Raw genomic sequence first — 13892 nt, forward strand, 5'->3', positions numbered from 1 at the left:
GATCGGGATATGCCCACAGAAGTTCTGATGCCCGCCCTGTCTCCCACAATGGAGGAAGGAACCCTCGCGAAATGGTTGGTCAAGGAAGGTGATACCGTCAATTCCGGTGATCTGCTCGCCGAAATTGAAACAGACAAAGCAACCATGGAATTCGAAGCCGTGGACGAAGGGACGGTCGGCAAAATCCTCGTGTCCGAGGGCAGCGAGGGTGTAAAGGTCAATACGCCTATCGCGGTTCTCCTGGAAGACGGAGAAAGCGCGGATGATATCGGGGAAGCCTCGACGGCATCGGAACCCGCATCATCAAATGCAGCGCCGGCGGACGCGTCAGAAAAGACAGAACCTGCGACCGGATACGGACGTGGTGAGGACAGTCCATCGAACGAAGCAACACAAGGAGACAAAGGTGACCGCATCTTCGCGTCGCCTCTCGCCAGACGTATTGCAAAGGACAAAGGACTCGATCTGTCTGCAATAAAGGGCAGTGGACCCAAGGGCCGTATCATCAAGTCAGATGTGGAGAATGCAAAGCCTCAGGAAAAAACGGAAAGCCCTACCCCATCTGGCGAAACCGCAAAACCCGCATCCGCATCGACGGGTCCTTCGACAGAGGCGGTTCTGAAAACATACGAGAATCGTGAGACGGAAGAAGTTGCGCTGGACGGCATGCGGAAAACCATTGCTGCTCGCCTATCGGAGGCAAAACAGACCGTTCCGCACTTTTACTTGCGCCGAGACATTCATCTCGATGCGCTCTTGAAGTTCCGCAGCCAGTTGAACAAGACGCTGGAACCTCGCGAGATCAAGCTGAGCGTCAATGACTTCATCATCAAAGCCTGTGCCCTGGCCTTACAGCAAGTTCCCGACGCGAACGCGGTCTGGGCCGGCGATCGGATGTTGAAGTTAAAACCATCTGACGTTGCTGTCGCTGTGGCGATCGAAGGCGGTCTGTTTACCCCGGTTTTAAAAGACGCTGAAATGAAGTCATTGTCCGCTCTCTCAACCGAAATGAAAGATCTGGCCGCACGTGCGCGCGAACGTAAACTGGCACCCCATGAATACCAGGGAGGCAGCTTCGCAATCTCGAACCTCGGAATGTTCGGGATTGATAATTTTGATGCGATTATTAATCCGCCCCATGCCGCCATCCTTGCGGTCGGCGCAGGAACGAAGAAACCTGTAGTGGGTGAAGATGGAGAATTGGCGGTTGCAACTGTCATGTCCACAACACTCAGCGTGGATCATCGCGTAATTGATGGGGCGCTCGGGGCAAATCTTTTGCAGGCCATCAAGGATAACTTGGAAAATCCGATGGGCATGCTCGCTTAAAAAGTCTCAAGGCCCAAGCGGCCTTGAGTTCTTACTTAGCTAAAGCTCTCCGCGCAAAAGCTGATCCATCATTATTGACGGCTGGGAACAACCAGCCTCTCCAACGATTCTAGCGGGAACGCCCGCGACCGTTTTCATTGGCGGCACCGGCTCAAGCACGACCGACCCTGCTGCGATGCGGGAACAGTGACCGATGCGAATATTTCCCAGCACTTTTGCTCCGGCACCGATCAGCACACCATTGTCGATTTTCGGATGACGATCGTCATCTTCTTTGCCGGTCCCGCCAAGCGTTACCGAATGCAGCATGGAAACGTTGTCACCAACGACAGCAGTCTCACCGATCACGATAGAATGCGCATGATCGATCATGATTCCGCGACCGACAACAGCCGCCGGATGGATGTCCACCCCAAACGCCTCGCTCACCCGCATTTGAATGAAGTAAGAGAGGTCCTTGCGGCCCTGCTCCCAAAGCCAATGGCCAACGCGATAAGCTTGGATCGCTTGGAAACCCTTGAAATAGAGAAGCGGTTGGATGAAGCGATGGCACGCGGCATCGCGCTCAAAGACAGCAACAATATCCGCACGAGCGGCCGCTCCAAGCTCCGGTTCTTTCGCATAGGCATCATCCGCGATCTCACGGATAATCTGCTCTGACATTTCACCTGATGCGAGCTTCTGCGACATACGATAGGCCAAGGCCCGCTCTAAATTCTTGTGGTGTAGAACGGAGCTGTGGATCAAACCGCCAAGAAGAGGTTCTTCTTCAATGGCTGTCTTAGCCTCACTTATGATGCGTTGCCAGACTGGATCAAACTCTGCCAAATGAGTTTTCGTTTGCGCCATGAAAGTATCCTTTCTGCCGACAGTGTAACGTCTTTAGACGATACATAATCGCCAAATCAGAAACTGAAAGCATTAAAATACTTGCCCCGGACAATCGCGAAGACGTGAACGGCGCCCAAAACTTCATCCGAGAGTCCCAAAGGCGGCTACAGTGGATCTGGAAGATCAAACTGGATTGTGTGAGCGCAGAGCCGGACGACACCAGATCCCAGCGCGCCGGTTGCCGCCGTAATCCGCAATGGCGTATCCTCGTAGTAAGCGACCGGCTGACCGGTTACCCCCTTTAAAAATGCCCCGGTATCAACACCATATCCTGAACCATACCGTGTCTCAGCGCCGTCCACACCAAGGGACCAATCCGTCGCATCGCCATCGAAGCCCGACAACACTCGTCCGGTGACAGCAAGGACTGAACATCCCGCCGGAATGAGCGGTGTCGTCTCAGAAACCGCGGGAGCAGCAGAAAATACGTGATCAATCTCTATCACTTCCGTCCGCGTCGCCGCCCCGCCGCGCGACAGTGAAAGAATGTTTGATCGCCATGATGTGCCATCGAAGGTGACCTTTACGGCTTCGTCCTGAATAAAGACGCTCCATCCGATCTGCGGGGATAGGAACTCCCAGCCACCATTCAGAAAAACGGCCAGCAGGCTGGTTTGCCCCAACCAATCTTCGGCCGCGCCATCAGCCACAAGGTATGTATCGCCATCCTGCGCCGCGCTTGGTGGATTGGTAATCGATCGACTGATCGCACTCAGATGAAGCGCCGCATCAATACGTGCGAGCGCTTCGTTCATGGTTACGTGTTTTTGGGCCTGCGCCGCGGCGATGAGCGGTAGCTTCAAATGCGTTGTGTTAGTCATTAATCTCTATCCTTGCGAAAACGCCGGGGCCAAAGCTTTGCGAAAGCTGAGCCACCTCAATTGAAAAATTTGATCCTGCCTGATCCGCAAAACGTTCAGCTGCGGAATAGGTCCATGCTGGGCTATTCAAAATCTCTTCGCGCAAGACGGTGCCGCTCTTGATCACGCGCAGCAGATAAGCCTCTGTATCCTCGGCAAGAGGCACCTCCACAGAAAGCCAACTGTCCCCATCATATCTGGTCCGTCTTATCCAGCTAACGTCCAAATCGTCTGATACGCGACGCGCTTTCAGATGTACCGGTGCATAGGGTCGCAAACCGATACCAGAGAACTCTTCCACGAAGTACCGAAACGACGGATCGTCGTAGGGTTTCGTCCCCGGTCCGACACGAAAGTGTCGCTCCAATCCTCGCGCGGACCTGTCCATAACGATTTGCTGTGGTGCGCCGTCGAGCAGAATAAATCTGCTTCCTGTCGGCCAGCTTTCTTCGGCAAGATGTTCTGTACCAGCCTGACCGCGTAGGAGATTACGGAGCACATAGGTCTGAGGCGCCACCAGCTCCACGTCAGAGAACTGCAAGACTTCCCAGTTAGACGTCGACCCATCCCCAAGCAATGCAACGTTCGCACCATTCAGAACAGCGCCCTTAGTCTCGGAGCGAAGAGCCCCGCGCGAGATCTGGACTGTAACGCTCCGCCGATCCCAAAGGTAAGATTTTGCCGCGCCAAGATCAGTTTGTGTGATACCCAAGACGGACGGGTTCTGAACACTCGTATTAAGTTGGTAGTCCGTATCTTGCGCACTGCTGTAAACAGCTGCCGCACCGTTCCATGGATCACTTGTGACCGCGATGTAAGGAGCATGTGGGACTTCATCGCCTTTAAGAAGCGGCAGGTCCATGAATTGCGTGGTGACAGGTATGACAGATGCAAACGGCTTAAGGACCGGCGGCTCTTCGACGCCAAGACCCGGAATATATACATGCGGCTCGACCCGTACGGCTTCGACATACCTCCCGCCCCGATCCTCGACCCTGTCTACACGATAGAGTGCTTTAGTTCCGTTTTTCTCTTGGATGTATGCAAGATCGCCTGCGTGAACCTCTCCTCGAGAAGGCGGAAGAGCGAACCGCACCCCGTCCCGCGCGACGCGGGCCTCGGACAACCAGCGCTCAGTTATTGCTTTCGCCTCCGCATCCGTGAGAGCGATAGCAATATCGTTTTGGGTAGCGTCCGCCGTTGCGGAGTCGGGAAATTCGGACTTTGCAACTCGCGCTGCAAACTCACCTTCGGCTTCGGTATACCCCAGGCGAACTTCACCTGCGACCTCTGCCGCAGGCGCTCTCGTCTGCTCGAATACGGGATCACCGCTGTCATCCAAAACAAGTTGGTCCGAAGAGACGTCGAAGTCCTTGGCCAGCTGACGATTGCGGAAGATGATTTTTCCGCCACGCTCGACTGCATCAAAACCATGCGACAACATGAGCGACTGGATTGATGCTCGACCTGTTTCAACATCGCCCAATGCGAAACCACGCACCACGCCATGCAGATCACGAACATCATAGTCTACGAGACCGGCGGCCTCACAGATTTCGGCCACCACAAATGCCAAGGGCTGGACAGCCGTTCGCCCGGTCAACCAATGCCCCTTGAGATGGTTTTCTCCATCGCTCCAGACGTTCAGCTTGGCCGGAAATTCAGGCCAAGGCCGTGCATCCCATGCCCAGACAAATGCCTTCGACATGTCGACCATCTCTGCGCCATAGACATCTGAGACCGGATTATTTTCAAGCTGATTAAAGTGGTAGGTGTATGCCCGGATGTACTGCCCTTGAATATAATCGTCACGCGCACCCGTTGAAAAATACGGCAATGCGCTTTCACTCGATTTGGGGTCCAGAAACTTGTTCGGTTGATTGGTACCCTTATCGATCGCCGCACAACCGAGTTCCGTAAACCAGATCGGTTTGGACTGCGGAATCCATGGGGATGGCGTAGCCTGGCGCACGCCATCAATGCGATCGTGGTGCGGTTGCGACCACCAACTTTTCAAATCCTTGTAGCGATAGACCCAAGGCTCTCCGTGTGCGCCGTCTTCAATCGGAACGCGGATCTGTTCCTTGCGCGATGCCTCGTCGGGATAGAACCAGTCATAGCCCTCACCACCTGCGATGTTTCCGCTGAGGTAATCCAGGTCGTAGAGCGTGCCCGCATCCGCATCGAGATGATCGGGGTCATCGCGCCAGTCAGAGATCGGCATGTAGTTATCGATGCCGACATAGTCGATCGCATCATCAGCCCAAAGGCTATCAAGATGAAAACGGACATCGCCAGATCCGTCATCCGGCCGGTAGCCGAAGTACTCAGACCAGTCCGCAGCGTAACCGATTTTCGTTCCAGACCCTAGAATATCCTTCACTTCGCGGGCTAGAAGCCGCAGCGCGTTCACAGCAGGAAATTCCCCCGTCGCATCCCGTATCTGAGTAAACGCGCGCATTTCCGACCCAACGCAGAACGCCTTTACTCCACCCGCTGCCTTGCACAGATGCGCATAGTGCAGGATGAATCTTCGGTAGCTCCACTCATTTGGACCGCTATAGCGAACAGTAGATCCAACGATCTTAAAGTGACGCGGTTCGGCGGTCCCCATGAAAGCGGCCACTTCTTCCGCCGCAGCTTCGGTCTTGTCCTCTGATGCGCTCGTGATACGCCCTCGCCAAGGCAGTGGCGGTTGAGTTGGGGCGCCGTTCCAGGGGTTGGTCAGCGTGTTACCTTCGAGGATCTCCATCAGAATGAAGGGGTAAAACATCACATCCTGACCAGCGACCTTCAGCGCCTGAATGGCTTGTACGACGGAAGCATCGGTTGGTGTTCCACCATATACCGGACGACCGTCGACCCGTTTGACGACCTCAGCCTGATTGCGGCGGATGCCGGCCACCTCCCAAGTCATGGATGCCGAGCCTATGTAGGCGCTCCCAAGTGTCTTTGAATCTCTAGGTCCGTTTTCGACCTTCGGAAGTACGCGACAACTGCCAGCACGCAGATCATCACCGAACCAGCTGACAACCAGAGAAGTCGCTTTGCAGTTAGGCAACTCACCATTCAGAGCCTCGAGAGATGAAGCAAAATCAGTTTTTCCTGAAGCGGAGTTGACGTTCATAACTACGTCGTTGCCGTATTTATTGGTCTTATAAACTGGCTTTGTGGCCAGCGCGTATTCTCCGGTCCCGGGCATCAATGCAACGCCCCTTACCGCGTCCGACATCGCTGGTGCTTGCGAGACATTGTCGGCGACCGCCGGTCGTACAACTTCGAAAGCGAACTGCGGCACACGGTTTCCAAAAGGGCCAAGTTCGAGATCCTCGAACACGACATAAGAAAGTCCCCGATAGGCGGGAACATTGCTAGAGCCTTCAATTGCGCTGATCACAGGATCAGGCAACTGATCCTGCTTTCCCTTGTAAACCCGCATATTCAGGCCGCGCTGCGACACAAGTGAGCCGTCCGCCCAGATCCGGCCAACCCGCGTGATCTCCCCGTCTGCAACAGCAACAGCCAAATTGATCTTGTACTTGTATTCTTTGGTCGAAGGTCCTTTCGGAGCCCCCTTTCCGCCGCTTGACTCCGTAACGATGACTTCCTCGGTATACTGCGACGACCAGATCACGTTGCCAGCGGTCCGCATACGACCGTAGACGCGGGGGACACCACCGCCCTCACTCGCCCCCATCAGCCGCAGTCGGTCAGTCCGTCCGACCTCAACCGTTTCCGATCCGGCTCCCATCAATCGTGCATCAATAACACGTCCGATCGTTGCACCAACTGCGCGCCCGATGACGGCGGATGAAATACCAAGCAGGCCGCCACCAAGCGCACCGCCAGCGGCGCCGCCAGCTGCAGAAAGTAAAATCGTGGCCATCAGTTTTGGCTCCCCGTGACATCAGATATCTCTGGAAAGGCGAAGCAGGCGACGAGCCTGTGCGCCCAAGGCTCAGAGAAGGGCGACTCGACAACCCCGTATTTTGAATAGGAATGGATGAATGTACCCGGCGAGACCGAGCTCAGTATACCAACGTGCTTGGCAACGGACCCCTCTCTCATCCGAAAGAGCAATACGTCACCCGCTGCGATATCACCCATCGGTTTGGAGATCATGTGACGCTCGGCACCGTCCCAAAGTGTTTCTTCACCCTGCGGTTCGGACCAATCTGGCGTGTAAGTAGGTATATCTTGTGGTTCCCGGCCATAAAGCGCCCGCCAAACACCCCTAAGCAATCCCAGGCAATCCGCACCGGCCTGGCAGCAGGAGGCCTGATGACGGTATGGTGTACCAAGCCAAAGGCGGGCCTCTGCGAGCGCATCGTCAACCAGCGCGCTCATTTAAAAAGGCTCCCGCCACGGTTGCGACCGTCGTCTTGTGGATATGCCATCAGCCAATCTTCACCGGGTATATGAGGAAATCCGCGGAAATTGATGACGTTGGCAAACTTCGTACGACAAGTGGCCAGACGTTTGTCACAGCCAACTTGAAGCCTGATTAGATCCCCTGATTGGATGGGTTCCTTGATCTCTTCCCAGAGCTCGATAATCCGTTGCCCGTCATCACCGTCGCGGTCATTTTTGATTGCGCCGACCAGCCCTTTGGCTGCGCCATCCAAGACCTCAAACCTGCCACGTTCGAACCAGCGCGGCGCATAAGCGTCCAACCCGATCAGTGTAAAAATCCGCGCGTCTTTGATCTCGCCTGCTGCAAGATCAATCCGGTACTTCGGCAGTGAGACATCAACCCCGCAAGCAGTATCGCCAAGTATAGCCTGACATGGCTTCTGGAAGACCTTGCCAACGGGCGTATTCAGCTTTTCCGACAAACCACGAAGTTCTGCGTGAAATGCGCCGTCCGACCTTTTCAGTTCCCCAATTGTCCCCGCGAAGCGCAATTCCCGCTCCTCAGGATTTCGCCAGTTCACCAACCATGACTTCACCTCGGCGCCGTCGAACCGACCAGCAGCAATATCGCGCTCGGTGATCGCCGCGTCCGAAAGCGCACCCACCGCTTCGCTGTTGTCCACGGCAAGTCCCGTGACCTGTTGCAACGCGCTCGCGGTGAGGCCCGTATCCGCTTTGAACATAATCTCGTCAAAGGACAGCAACCCGTCGTGATCTGTAAATCCAAAGACCCGCCCATCTTTTCGGGTAATCGACCAACACCGGCAAATCGTCGTCGTTCCCGTTTTCAAATGATCTTGGAGGCTCATACGCGCACCTCGAGAACCGGAATATTCGGGACATCACCCGCCTGAAAACTCGCGACGCTGGTCTGAATCGTATCAACGGTAAATCTAACAGGAACGTCGAACTCGTAACCCGCAGTCACACGCTCCCCGGGGGCCGGGGCCTCGTTTAACGTGACAAGACCAGTGACCGGGTCACAGATCCAGTCGTCACCTTCGGAAAGTTCTGTGCCGTCTCGACCAACCTTGATGCTATTCTCAACGGGCTTTGCGACCGGACGCTGATAGCTGTGAGGACCAGAGACGTAGTTTTTAACCAACTGAAACTTAGTCGTTGTCCCGTCCCCTTCTGCCAACAATTGATCGTCGCAGGTCACAGCACCAGAGGCACGGCAGGACCTGTAATCCGACCAGTCCTTCCAGCGAAATCCGTAAAGCTGTCCCTGACGCGCCTCAAAAAAAGCGATCATTGCCTCAACATCATCAAGTGATCGCATCCCGACCCCGGCATCGTAGCGACGGCGAGAATGTTGCCAGGGCGTGTTCCGCTCTTCGAACCCGTTTGCCAGCGTAACCACCTCGGTCCGCCGCTCAGGCCCGCCAAGCGAGCCAAAAGAGAGAGCGGTCGGGAACCGCACTTCATGAAAATCCATAAGTCTTCCTCCGGGATCGCGTAAAATCAGCGGTTACGTTGACCACGAGACAGCGCGCGGCTCATCTGCGCGGCGATTTGGCTTTGCGATTTTTGAAAACCGGCAACGTCTGGCGTTGATACGTTCATGACGATTTGCACAGGACGCCCGCCGCCACCGGCAGCCTGGACCCCCAACTTTCCATCGGCGCCGCGGGTCAACGGCATAATGGCCTCCGGTCCAGCCTCGCCCATCAAACCCACGCCCCCTCGCATTGGGAAATTTGTAGGGCCAGAAACGACGCCACCTTTTGCAAATGCGGTAACCCGGCCTTGACTGAAAGCGCCGCCATTTTCGAAAGGCAGAATACCTGAAACGATGCCATTCACACCGTTGGCAATCGCATCACCCAGACCGCGCTGGACCGGTTTCACCGCACTGTTGTAAGCAGCGTTTGCCATGCTTTCGCCGACCGTACGCAGAGCGTCGGATAATTTGATGCCGTCGAAGACCAAACCGTCAAACGCTTTACGAAGCCCGCCTCCAATCGACAACGAGAGCGATGCGACCTCTTTCGAAGTATAGAGCATTGTAGACCGCATCGAGGCGAGTTCCGCCTCAAAGGTGTTAACAACGACCTCGGCACCCCCGAGAGAAGTTTCGAGGCCATCGATTTGAGCCTCCAAGCCGTCAAGATCATCCAAAATCGCCATCACATTGACCTCTCTTTTGTGGAATAAAGTCGTTCAAGCTCAGCCAAGCGAGCGCGGTTGAGCGGTTTCTCGACGGCGTCGAGACCCAGAAAAAGCACAAGTTCAGCTGGCGTCAGGCGCCAGAACTCCCACGGTTTCAGGCCCGCATCCTGAACAGCAACCTTCAACAACGCAGGCCAGTCGAACCCGGGCGCCGAAATGCTCAAGTCTCACCCATCACGAATGCGCGGGCCAACAACTGTGCGGCGACCTTCGTGGCTTCCATCAAACCGCCTGTGATTTCAACGGAAAGCAGATCTTTCGCTGTTCCAGCCCAACCGCCCCCGCGCAGCCCGGCGACAATCAGCGCCAACACATCGCGGGTTGAAAATTTACCGGTCTCGAAACGCTCAATGAGATCAAGAACCGTTTCGTTATCCAACTCCCCCTCAAGCTCCGCGAGTGCACCGAGCGTGAGCTTGAGATCGTGCGGCTGTCCATCCAGCTGCAGCCGCACTTCGCCGCTCCAAGGATTTGCCATCAGACTGAAAGCGGCTCAAAGTTCAAAACACCGCCCGATGCCATCGACATGTCATACGTCGCCTCGCCTTCGACGGATCCTGAATATTCAATCGATGTGATCTGAAAAGCTCCTCGAACGATACCAAAGTCAGGAATTACGATCTCGAAATTTGGCATTTCTCCGTCAAAGAAGATCTGACGCGCGCGCTCGTCTGTTGCGTCATCCCGGAACACGCCGGATCCCGACAGCGATGCGGACTTCACGCCGGCCCCTGCGAGCAATTCACGCCAGCCGCCCTGGGACTCCAGAGAGGTCACGTCAACCTGTTCGGCATTGAAGCTGATCTTGGTGGCACGCAGGCCAGCCAGAACTTCGTAAGTCCCATCCCCGGTCAGGTCGATTTTCAGCAGAAGGTCTTTACCCCGTTGAACCGTCATCTCGTATCTCCATATCTCAAAAAACAGCCTCCGGCGATGCCGGGGGTCCGCTCAAAATCTGTTGGTCAAATGTTTTCAGGCGTCATCAACGATGGCACGAAACGTGAGATCGACGCGGCGGCCCCCTCCGTTTTGAACGCGTGCGGCCCGCGCCTTGTAAAAGCGGCAGGTCACAAGACGACCCCGGGCCAGGTTCATGTCAGCATCAATCAGAATATCTGTGATACGTCCGGCGACCCGTTTCGCCACCGCAAATCCAGCGGTATCGCTCACGACGCTCAACGTGAATTCATGAAGAGCACCCGCACCCGAGGCGTCCGAGCGCGTTTTAACCGTTTCAGGACCGATAGCGACGTAGAGCGGGGGAACGGCACCAGCGGGTTCAGCATCAAAGATCGAAGCCCCCACAAGCATTCCAAGCTCGGCATCTGTCGAAAGCGCATTGTAGACAGCAGTCTGCAGCGCCTCGGAAATGGCATAGCTCATCCCGCCACCTCTTCGATTGCAAAGCAGGTTAGATACCGCGCATCCCGATCATACTCGGTTACGCCAATGATCCGAAAAATGCGCGTCTCGTCCCGCAGCCGCTGTTCCGCTCTTGGCCGTGATGGCGCGCCAACCGGGGCGCCGCGAACCACGATCCGGTACGGCACCTGAGAAACGGTGACCTCTTGGCCAAAGCGTTCACGACCGCTTCCCGGCGTAATTTCGGCCCACAACTCGCCCACCGCATTCCAAGTCTCGGTAAAGCCACCCGCACCGTCAGAGACACGCATCGCGTCCTCCAAAACCAGCCTCCGGGTCAGGGAAATCGCCTTGCTCATGACCGGGCCTCAAAAATTCTGATGTTGCGATGAGGATCAAGCAGCGACATCACACCGAACGGCATGAGGCCACCGGCGCCGGATGTATCCCTCCGGTTTTCGTAGTAGTGCGCTGCCAGCATCAGAACCGCTTGACGCAGTTCCGATGGCACCGCGGACCAGTCAGCGCCGTAACCGGCGTCAAAAATGATCGTCGCTGATCCACCATTCGAGATAACCGGCAGCGTAGAACTGTAGGCGAAAACTCTGGGTCTATGGGTGTCACGCTCGAGATCATAAGACCCAGCGTCGACTGTCGTTTCGGTTCCTGCACGATCCATCAGCGAGATGGACTGAATTGCTGTTACCGGTGCAACCGGCAAGGGTTGCGATCCCGAGTGGGCCCAGCGCGTGATCGTCCACGAGACGCGACGCGACAGCATCATCTTGCCAATGCGCGCTTCGATCGCGCCGATCGCGGCTCTTAAAAAGCTTTCCAGCACTTCGTTTTGCAGCCCGTCATCGGAAAATCCAGTACCCAACCGCAGATGGGCCTTGAAGGCCTCGATTGGCAGATCTTCCGTAGGCGTTGAGGTCAACTCAACCAGCATCATGTTCCACCTCCCCGAAAAGAGAACACGTCGGGCCAGCCCCCGACAGGCAACCGCCGCGCCTTAGAAAAAGCGCGGCGGTCCAACAATTTAGGAGGTCGAGAACTTCAGAAGCTTGATCGCAGCGAAATCGCTAACATCGCCGCCAACACGCTTGGTCGCATAGAACAGAACGTGTGGCTTGGCGCTGAACGGATCACGCAGGATACGCAGGTCAGGACGTTCCGCGATGGTGTAGCCTTTTGTGAAATCACCAAACGCAATCGCAGTGCTGTCGCTGCCGATATCAGGCATGTCTTCCGCGATCAGGACCGGATAGCCCATCAGGCGTGCAGGCTCACCGGCCGCCAGACCATCGGACCACAGGAAGCGGCCGTCCGCGTCTTTCATCTTGCGAACTGCACCGGCAGTCTTGGAATTCATGACGAAGGCGGCATTTGCGCGGTAACGAGCACCCAGCGAATAGACCAGATCGACAATTGCATCGGCAGCGGCACCGGATGCAAACTCACCGTCTGCGCCTGTCGCAATGTAGCCAAGCGAACCCCAGGACCATGTGTCATCTGACACGGTCGGATGCGTCAGGAAACCTTTAGGCTTGTCAACACCGTCGCCTGAAACGAACGCTGCGGCTTCCGCAGTCGCAAACTTGTCGGCAATGCGGCCAGCCAACCAGCTCTCGATGTCGAAGGCACTGTCGTCAAGCAGACGCTGGGACGCTTTCGGCAATGCGGACAGTTCGTGCAAGGGCACAGAGATGCGCTCGAACTGAGGCGTTCCGGTTTCGACGGCATCCGCAGTTTCGGTGGCCCAACCGGAGCCCAGATCGGACCGGTCAACGAGAACTTCATAGGCCGTCGCTTCGACATTTACGACATTCGAAATGGCCCGCAGAGACGCGGAGGATTTCAAAACGGTCGAGATGGTATCAGACGTCTGTGGATCGACCAGGTAGCCGCCATCCGCTGCAACAGCGGTTGTCATGCCCTTGGCATCCAGTTCCAGACCGCGCAGACCGTCATCATCACCGGACCGCAGGTAAGCCTGAAATGCCTTTTGATGCGGTGCATCCGCGTCCATCGCGTTGGACAGGGCGGGGCGTGCAGCACGCGCGAAATTCTTGCGATCCAGATGGGTCATACGTTCTTCCTGTTGTTGAAACTTGGATTTGATATCAGCTTGGAATTCATTGAAATCGCTCAAGAACCCGGCCATCTCGGTCGTGAGGTCCAAAGCTGCGTCTTGGGTCTGAGGCACACCGTCCTCAGCCCGGGACTTTGTCTCGGGAGTCTTCATGTGTCATCCTGACATTGTTGTGTGAGAGAAACGGATCAGCCGACCGCAGGACCCGCCTTCAAGGACCGCCGCAGCGTGCGAAGCACACCGGCCAGATCCTGACCCGGATCTGCCGCCAGCGCTTCCGCCTTTGCGCCGACCCGCGCCTGCTGGAGCATCGGGAACGTGACCAAAGACACCTCCCAAAGCTCCAATTCTGCCAATTGCCTGCGGCCGTTGGCGTCCCGGTCGGCCTTGACCGTCCGGTATCCGATAGAAAGACCATCAATAGCGCCCGCCTCAATCAGCGCCGCTGCCTCACGTCCTTTCTGCGTTTCAGTGAGAAGGCGGCCCTTTACAAACAGGCCACGTTCATCTTCATAGACATCGTCCCAGACACCGATCGGCGTTGCGGGATCGTGCTGCCACAACAGCTTCACCGAAATACCCTGCATCTTCAGGGTGTCCAGTGATTTAGCATAGGCACCGCGCTGTACGATGTCCCCGCCCTGGTCCTCGGCGCCAAACAGCGACGCATAGCCCGAGATGGTTGCATCAGAGCCCAGTTCGATATGGTCCGAAATCTGGCAATACTTCCGCTCTAACTCTGGCCCGTAATATGCTGTCATGATTGTCTTTTC

16 protein-coding genes are annotated in these 13892 nt (G+C 56.1%); 1 reads left to right on the plus strand and 15 read right to left on the minus strand.

What is annotated here, in order from left to right; all coding sequences use genetic code 11:
* The first annotated feature begins 9 nt into the window (after positions 1–9).
* A complete protein-coding gene (locus KIN_RS18725) occupies positions 10–1329 on the plus strand; it encodes a pyruvate dehydrogenase complex dihydrolipoamide acetyltransferase (protein ID WP_159809962.1) in 1320 nt (439 codons plus the stop codon).
* 39 nt (positions 1330–1368) lie between these two features.
* Here KIN_RS18725 and cysE read toward each other — a convergent pair whose 3' ends face one another.
* The 15 genes from cysE to KIN_RS18800 all read right to left on the minus strand — a co-directional run bounded on the left by cysE (position 1369) and on the right by KIN_RS18800 (position 13880).
* Positions 1369–2178, minus strand: coding sequence for a serine O-acetyltransferase (cysE, locus tag KIN_RS18730; protein WP_159809964.1), 810 nt, complete (start codon positions 2176–2178; stop codon positions 1369–1371).
* 146 nt (positions 2179–2324) lie between these two features.
* The gene (locus KIN_RS18735; protein WP_159809966.1) at positions 2325–3041 is read right to left on the minus strand and encodes a DUF2793 domain-containing protein; all 717 of its coding nucleotides are present in this window, start codon (positions 3039–3041) and stop codon (positions 2325–2327) included.
* Positions 3034–6966 (minus strand): baseplate multidomain protein megatron, encoded by a 3933-nt coding sequence (locus KIN_RS18740; RefSeq protein ID WP_159809968.1) that lies wholly within the window; start codon positions 6964–6966, stop codon positions 3034–3036. Before KIN_RS18740 ends, KIN_RS18735 begins: the two co-directional genes overlap by 8 nt.
* A complete protein-coding gene (locus tag KIN_RS18745; protein ID WP_159809970.1) occupies positions 6966–7427 on the minus strand; it encodes an NlpC/P60 family protein in 462 nt (153 codons plus the stop codon). The genes KIN_RS18740 and KIN_RS18745 overlap by 1 nt, the downstream gene beginning before the upstream one ends.
* Complete coding sequence (locus tag KIN_RS18750) at positions 7424–8302, minus strand: phage/gene transfer agent baseplate hub protein (RefSeq protein WP_159809972.1); 879 nt, start codon at positions 8300–8302, stop codon at positions 7424–7426. The genes KIN_RS18745 and KIN_RS18750 overlap by 4 nt, the downstream gene beginning before the upstream one ends.
* Complete coding sequence (locus KIN_RS18755; protein ID WP_159809974.1) at positions 8299–8931, minus strand: DUF2460 domain-containing protein; 633 nt, start codon at positions 8929–8931, stop codon at positions 8299–8301. Before KIN_RS18755 ends, KIN_RS18750 begins: the two co-directional genes overlap by 4 nt.
* 26 nt (positions 8932–8957) lie before the next feature.
* A complete protein-coding gene (locus tag KIN_RS18760) occupies positions 8958–9623 on the minus strand; it encodes an RcGTA-type gene transfer agent tail tape measure protein (protein WP_159809975.1) in 666 nt (221 codons plus the stop codon).
* The gene (locus KIN_RS18765) at positions 9623–9829 is read right to left on the minus strand and encodes a phage tail assembly chaperone (protein ID WP_243144979.1); all 207 of its coding nucleotides are present in this window, start codon (positions 9827–9829) and stop codon (positions 9623–9625) included. The genes KIN_RS18760 and KIN_RS18765 overlap by 1 nt, the downstream gene beginning before the upstream one ends.
* Entirely contained in the window at positions 9826–10143 is a 318-nt protein-coding gene (locus KIN_RS18770; RefSeq protein WP_159809977.1) for a gene transfer agent family protein, read from the minus strand. The genes KIN_RS18765 and KIN_RS18770 overlap by 4 nt, the downstream gene beginning before the upstream one ends.
* Positions 10143–10562 carry a phage major tail protein, TP901-1 family gene (locus tag KIN_RS18775; RefSeq protein ID WP_159809979.1) on the minus strand — a complete coding sequence of 140 codons (420 nt, stop codon included), beginning with the start codon at positions 10560–10562 and terminating at the stop codon, positions 10143–10145. Before KIN_RS18775 ends, KIN_RS18770 begins: the two co-directional genes overlap by 1 nt.
* A 75-nt stretch (positions 10563–10637) precedes the next feature.
* A complete protein-coding gene (locus tag KIN_RS18780) occupies positions 10638–11048 on the minus strand; it encodes a DUF3168 domain-containing protein (protein ID WP_159809981.1) in 411 nt (136 codons plus the stop codon).
* A complete protein-coding gene (locus KIN_RS18785; RefSeq protein ID WP_159809983.1) occupies positions 11045–11386 on the minus strand; it encodes a head-tail adaptor protein in 342 nt (113 codons plus the stop codon). Before KIN_RS18785 ends, KIN_RS18780 begins: the two co-directional genes overlap by 4 nt.
* Complete coding sequence (locus tag KIN_RS18790) at positions 11383–11979, minus strand: head-tail connector protein (protein WP_159809985.1); 597 nt, start codon at positions 11977–11979, stop codon at positions 11383–11385. The genes KIN_RS18785 and KIN_RS18790 overlap by 4 nt, the downstream gene beginning before the upstream one ends.
* Positions 11980–12066: 87 nt before the next feature.
* Complete coding sequence (locus KIN_RS18795) at positions 12067–13272, minus strand: phage major capsid protein (protein WP_159809987.1); 1206 nt, start codon at positions 13270–13272, stop codon at positions 12067–12069.
* 35 nt (positions 13273–13307) lie between these two features.
* Positions 13308–13880 carry an HK97 family phage prohead protease gene (locus KIN_RS18800; RefSeq protein WP_159809989.1) on the minus strand — a complete coding sequence of 191 codons (573 nt, stop codon included), beginning with the start codon at positions 13878–13880 and terminating at the stop codon, positions 13308–13310.
* Positions 13881–13892 lie beyond the last annotated feature (12 nt).

The organism is Litoreibacter roseus (genome assembly GCF_009811795.1).
GTDB classification, from domain to species: domain Bacteria; phylum Pseudomonadota; class Alphaproteobacteria; order Rhodobacterales; family Rhodobacteraceae; genus Litoreibacter; species Litoreibacter roseus.

What these genes read in the sequence shown, in the direction of transcription:
- KIN_RS18750 (WP_159809972.1), bottom strand. Translation starts at nt 8,302, where the DNA reads ATGAGCCTCCAAGATCATTTGAAAACGGGAACGACGACGATTTGCCGG.
- KIN_RS18790 (WP_159809985.1), bottom strand. Translation starts at nt 11,979, where the DNA reads ATGATGCTGGTTGAGTTGACCTCAACGCCTACGGAAGATCTGCCAATC.
- KIN_RS18725 (WP_159809962.1), top strand. Translation starts at nt 10, where the DNA reads ATGCCCACAGAAGTTCTGATGCCCGCCCTGTCTCCCACAATGGAGGAA.
- cysE (WP_159809964.1), bottom strand. Translation starts at nt 2,178, where the DNA reads ATGGCGCAAACGAAAACTCATTTGGCAGAGTTTGATCCAGTCTGGCAA.
- KIN_RS18740 (WP_159809968.1), bottom strand. Translation starts at nt 6,966, where the DNA reads ATGGCCACGATTTTACTTTCTGCAGCTGGCGGCGCCGCTGGCGGTGCG.
- KIN_RS18760 (WP_159809975.1), bottom strand. Translation starts at nt 9,623, where the DNA reads ATGGCGATTTTGGATGATCTTGACGGCTTGGAGGCTCAAATCGATGGC.
- KIN_RS18775 (WP_159809979.1), bottom strand. Translation starts at nt 10,562, where the DNA reads ATGACGGTTCAACGGGGTAAAGACCTTCTGCTGAAAATCGACCTGACC.
- KIN_RS18770 (WP_159809977.1), bottom strand. Translation starts at nt 10,143, where the DNA reads ATGGCAAATCCTTGGAGCGGCGAAGTGCGGCTGCAGCTGGATGGACAG.
- KIN_RS18795 (WP_159809987.1), bottom strand. Translation starts at nt 13,272, where the DNA reads ATGAAGACTCCCGAGACAAAGTCCCGGGCTGAGGACGGTGTGCCTCAG.
- KIN_RS18780 (WP_159809981.1), bottom strand. Translation starts at nt 11,048, where the DNA reads ATGAGCTATGCCATTTCCGAGGCGCTGCAGACTGCTGTCTACAATGCG.
- KIN_RS18735 (WP_159809966.1), bottom strand. Translation starts at nt 3,041, where the DNA reads ATGACTAACACAACGCATTTGAAGCTACCGCTCATCGCCGCGGCGCAG.
- KIN_RS18800 (WP_159809989.1), bottom strand. Translation starts at nt 13,880, where the DNA reads ATGACAGCATATTACGGGCCAGAGTTAGAGCGGAAGTATTGCCAGATT.
- KIN_RS18785 (WP_159809983.1), bottom strand. Translation starts at nt 11,386, where the DNA reads ATGAGCAAGGCGATTTCCCTGACCCGGAGGCTGGTTTTGGAGGACGCG.
- KIN_RS18755 (WP_159809974.1), bottom strand. Translation starts at nt 8,931, where the DNA reads ATGGATTTTCATGAAGTGCGGTTCCCGACCGCTCTCTCTTTTGGCTCG.
- KIN_RS18745 (WP_159809970.1), bottom strand. Translation starts at nt 7,427, where the DNA reads ATGAGCGCGCTGGTTGACGATGCGCTCGCAGAGGCCCGCCTTTGGCTT.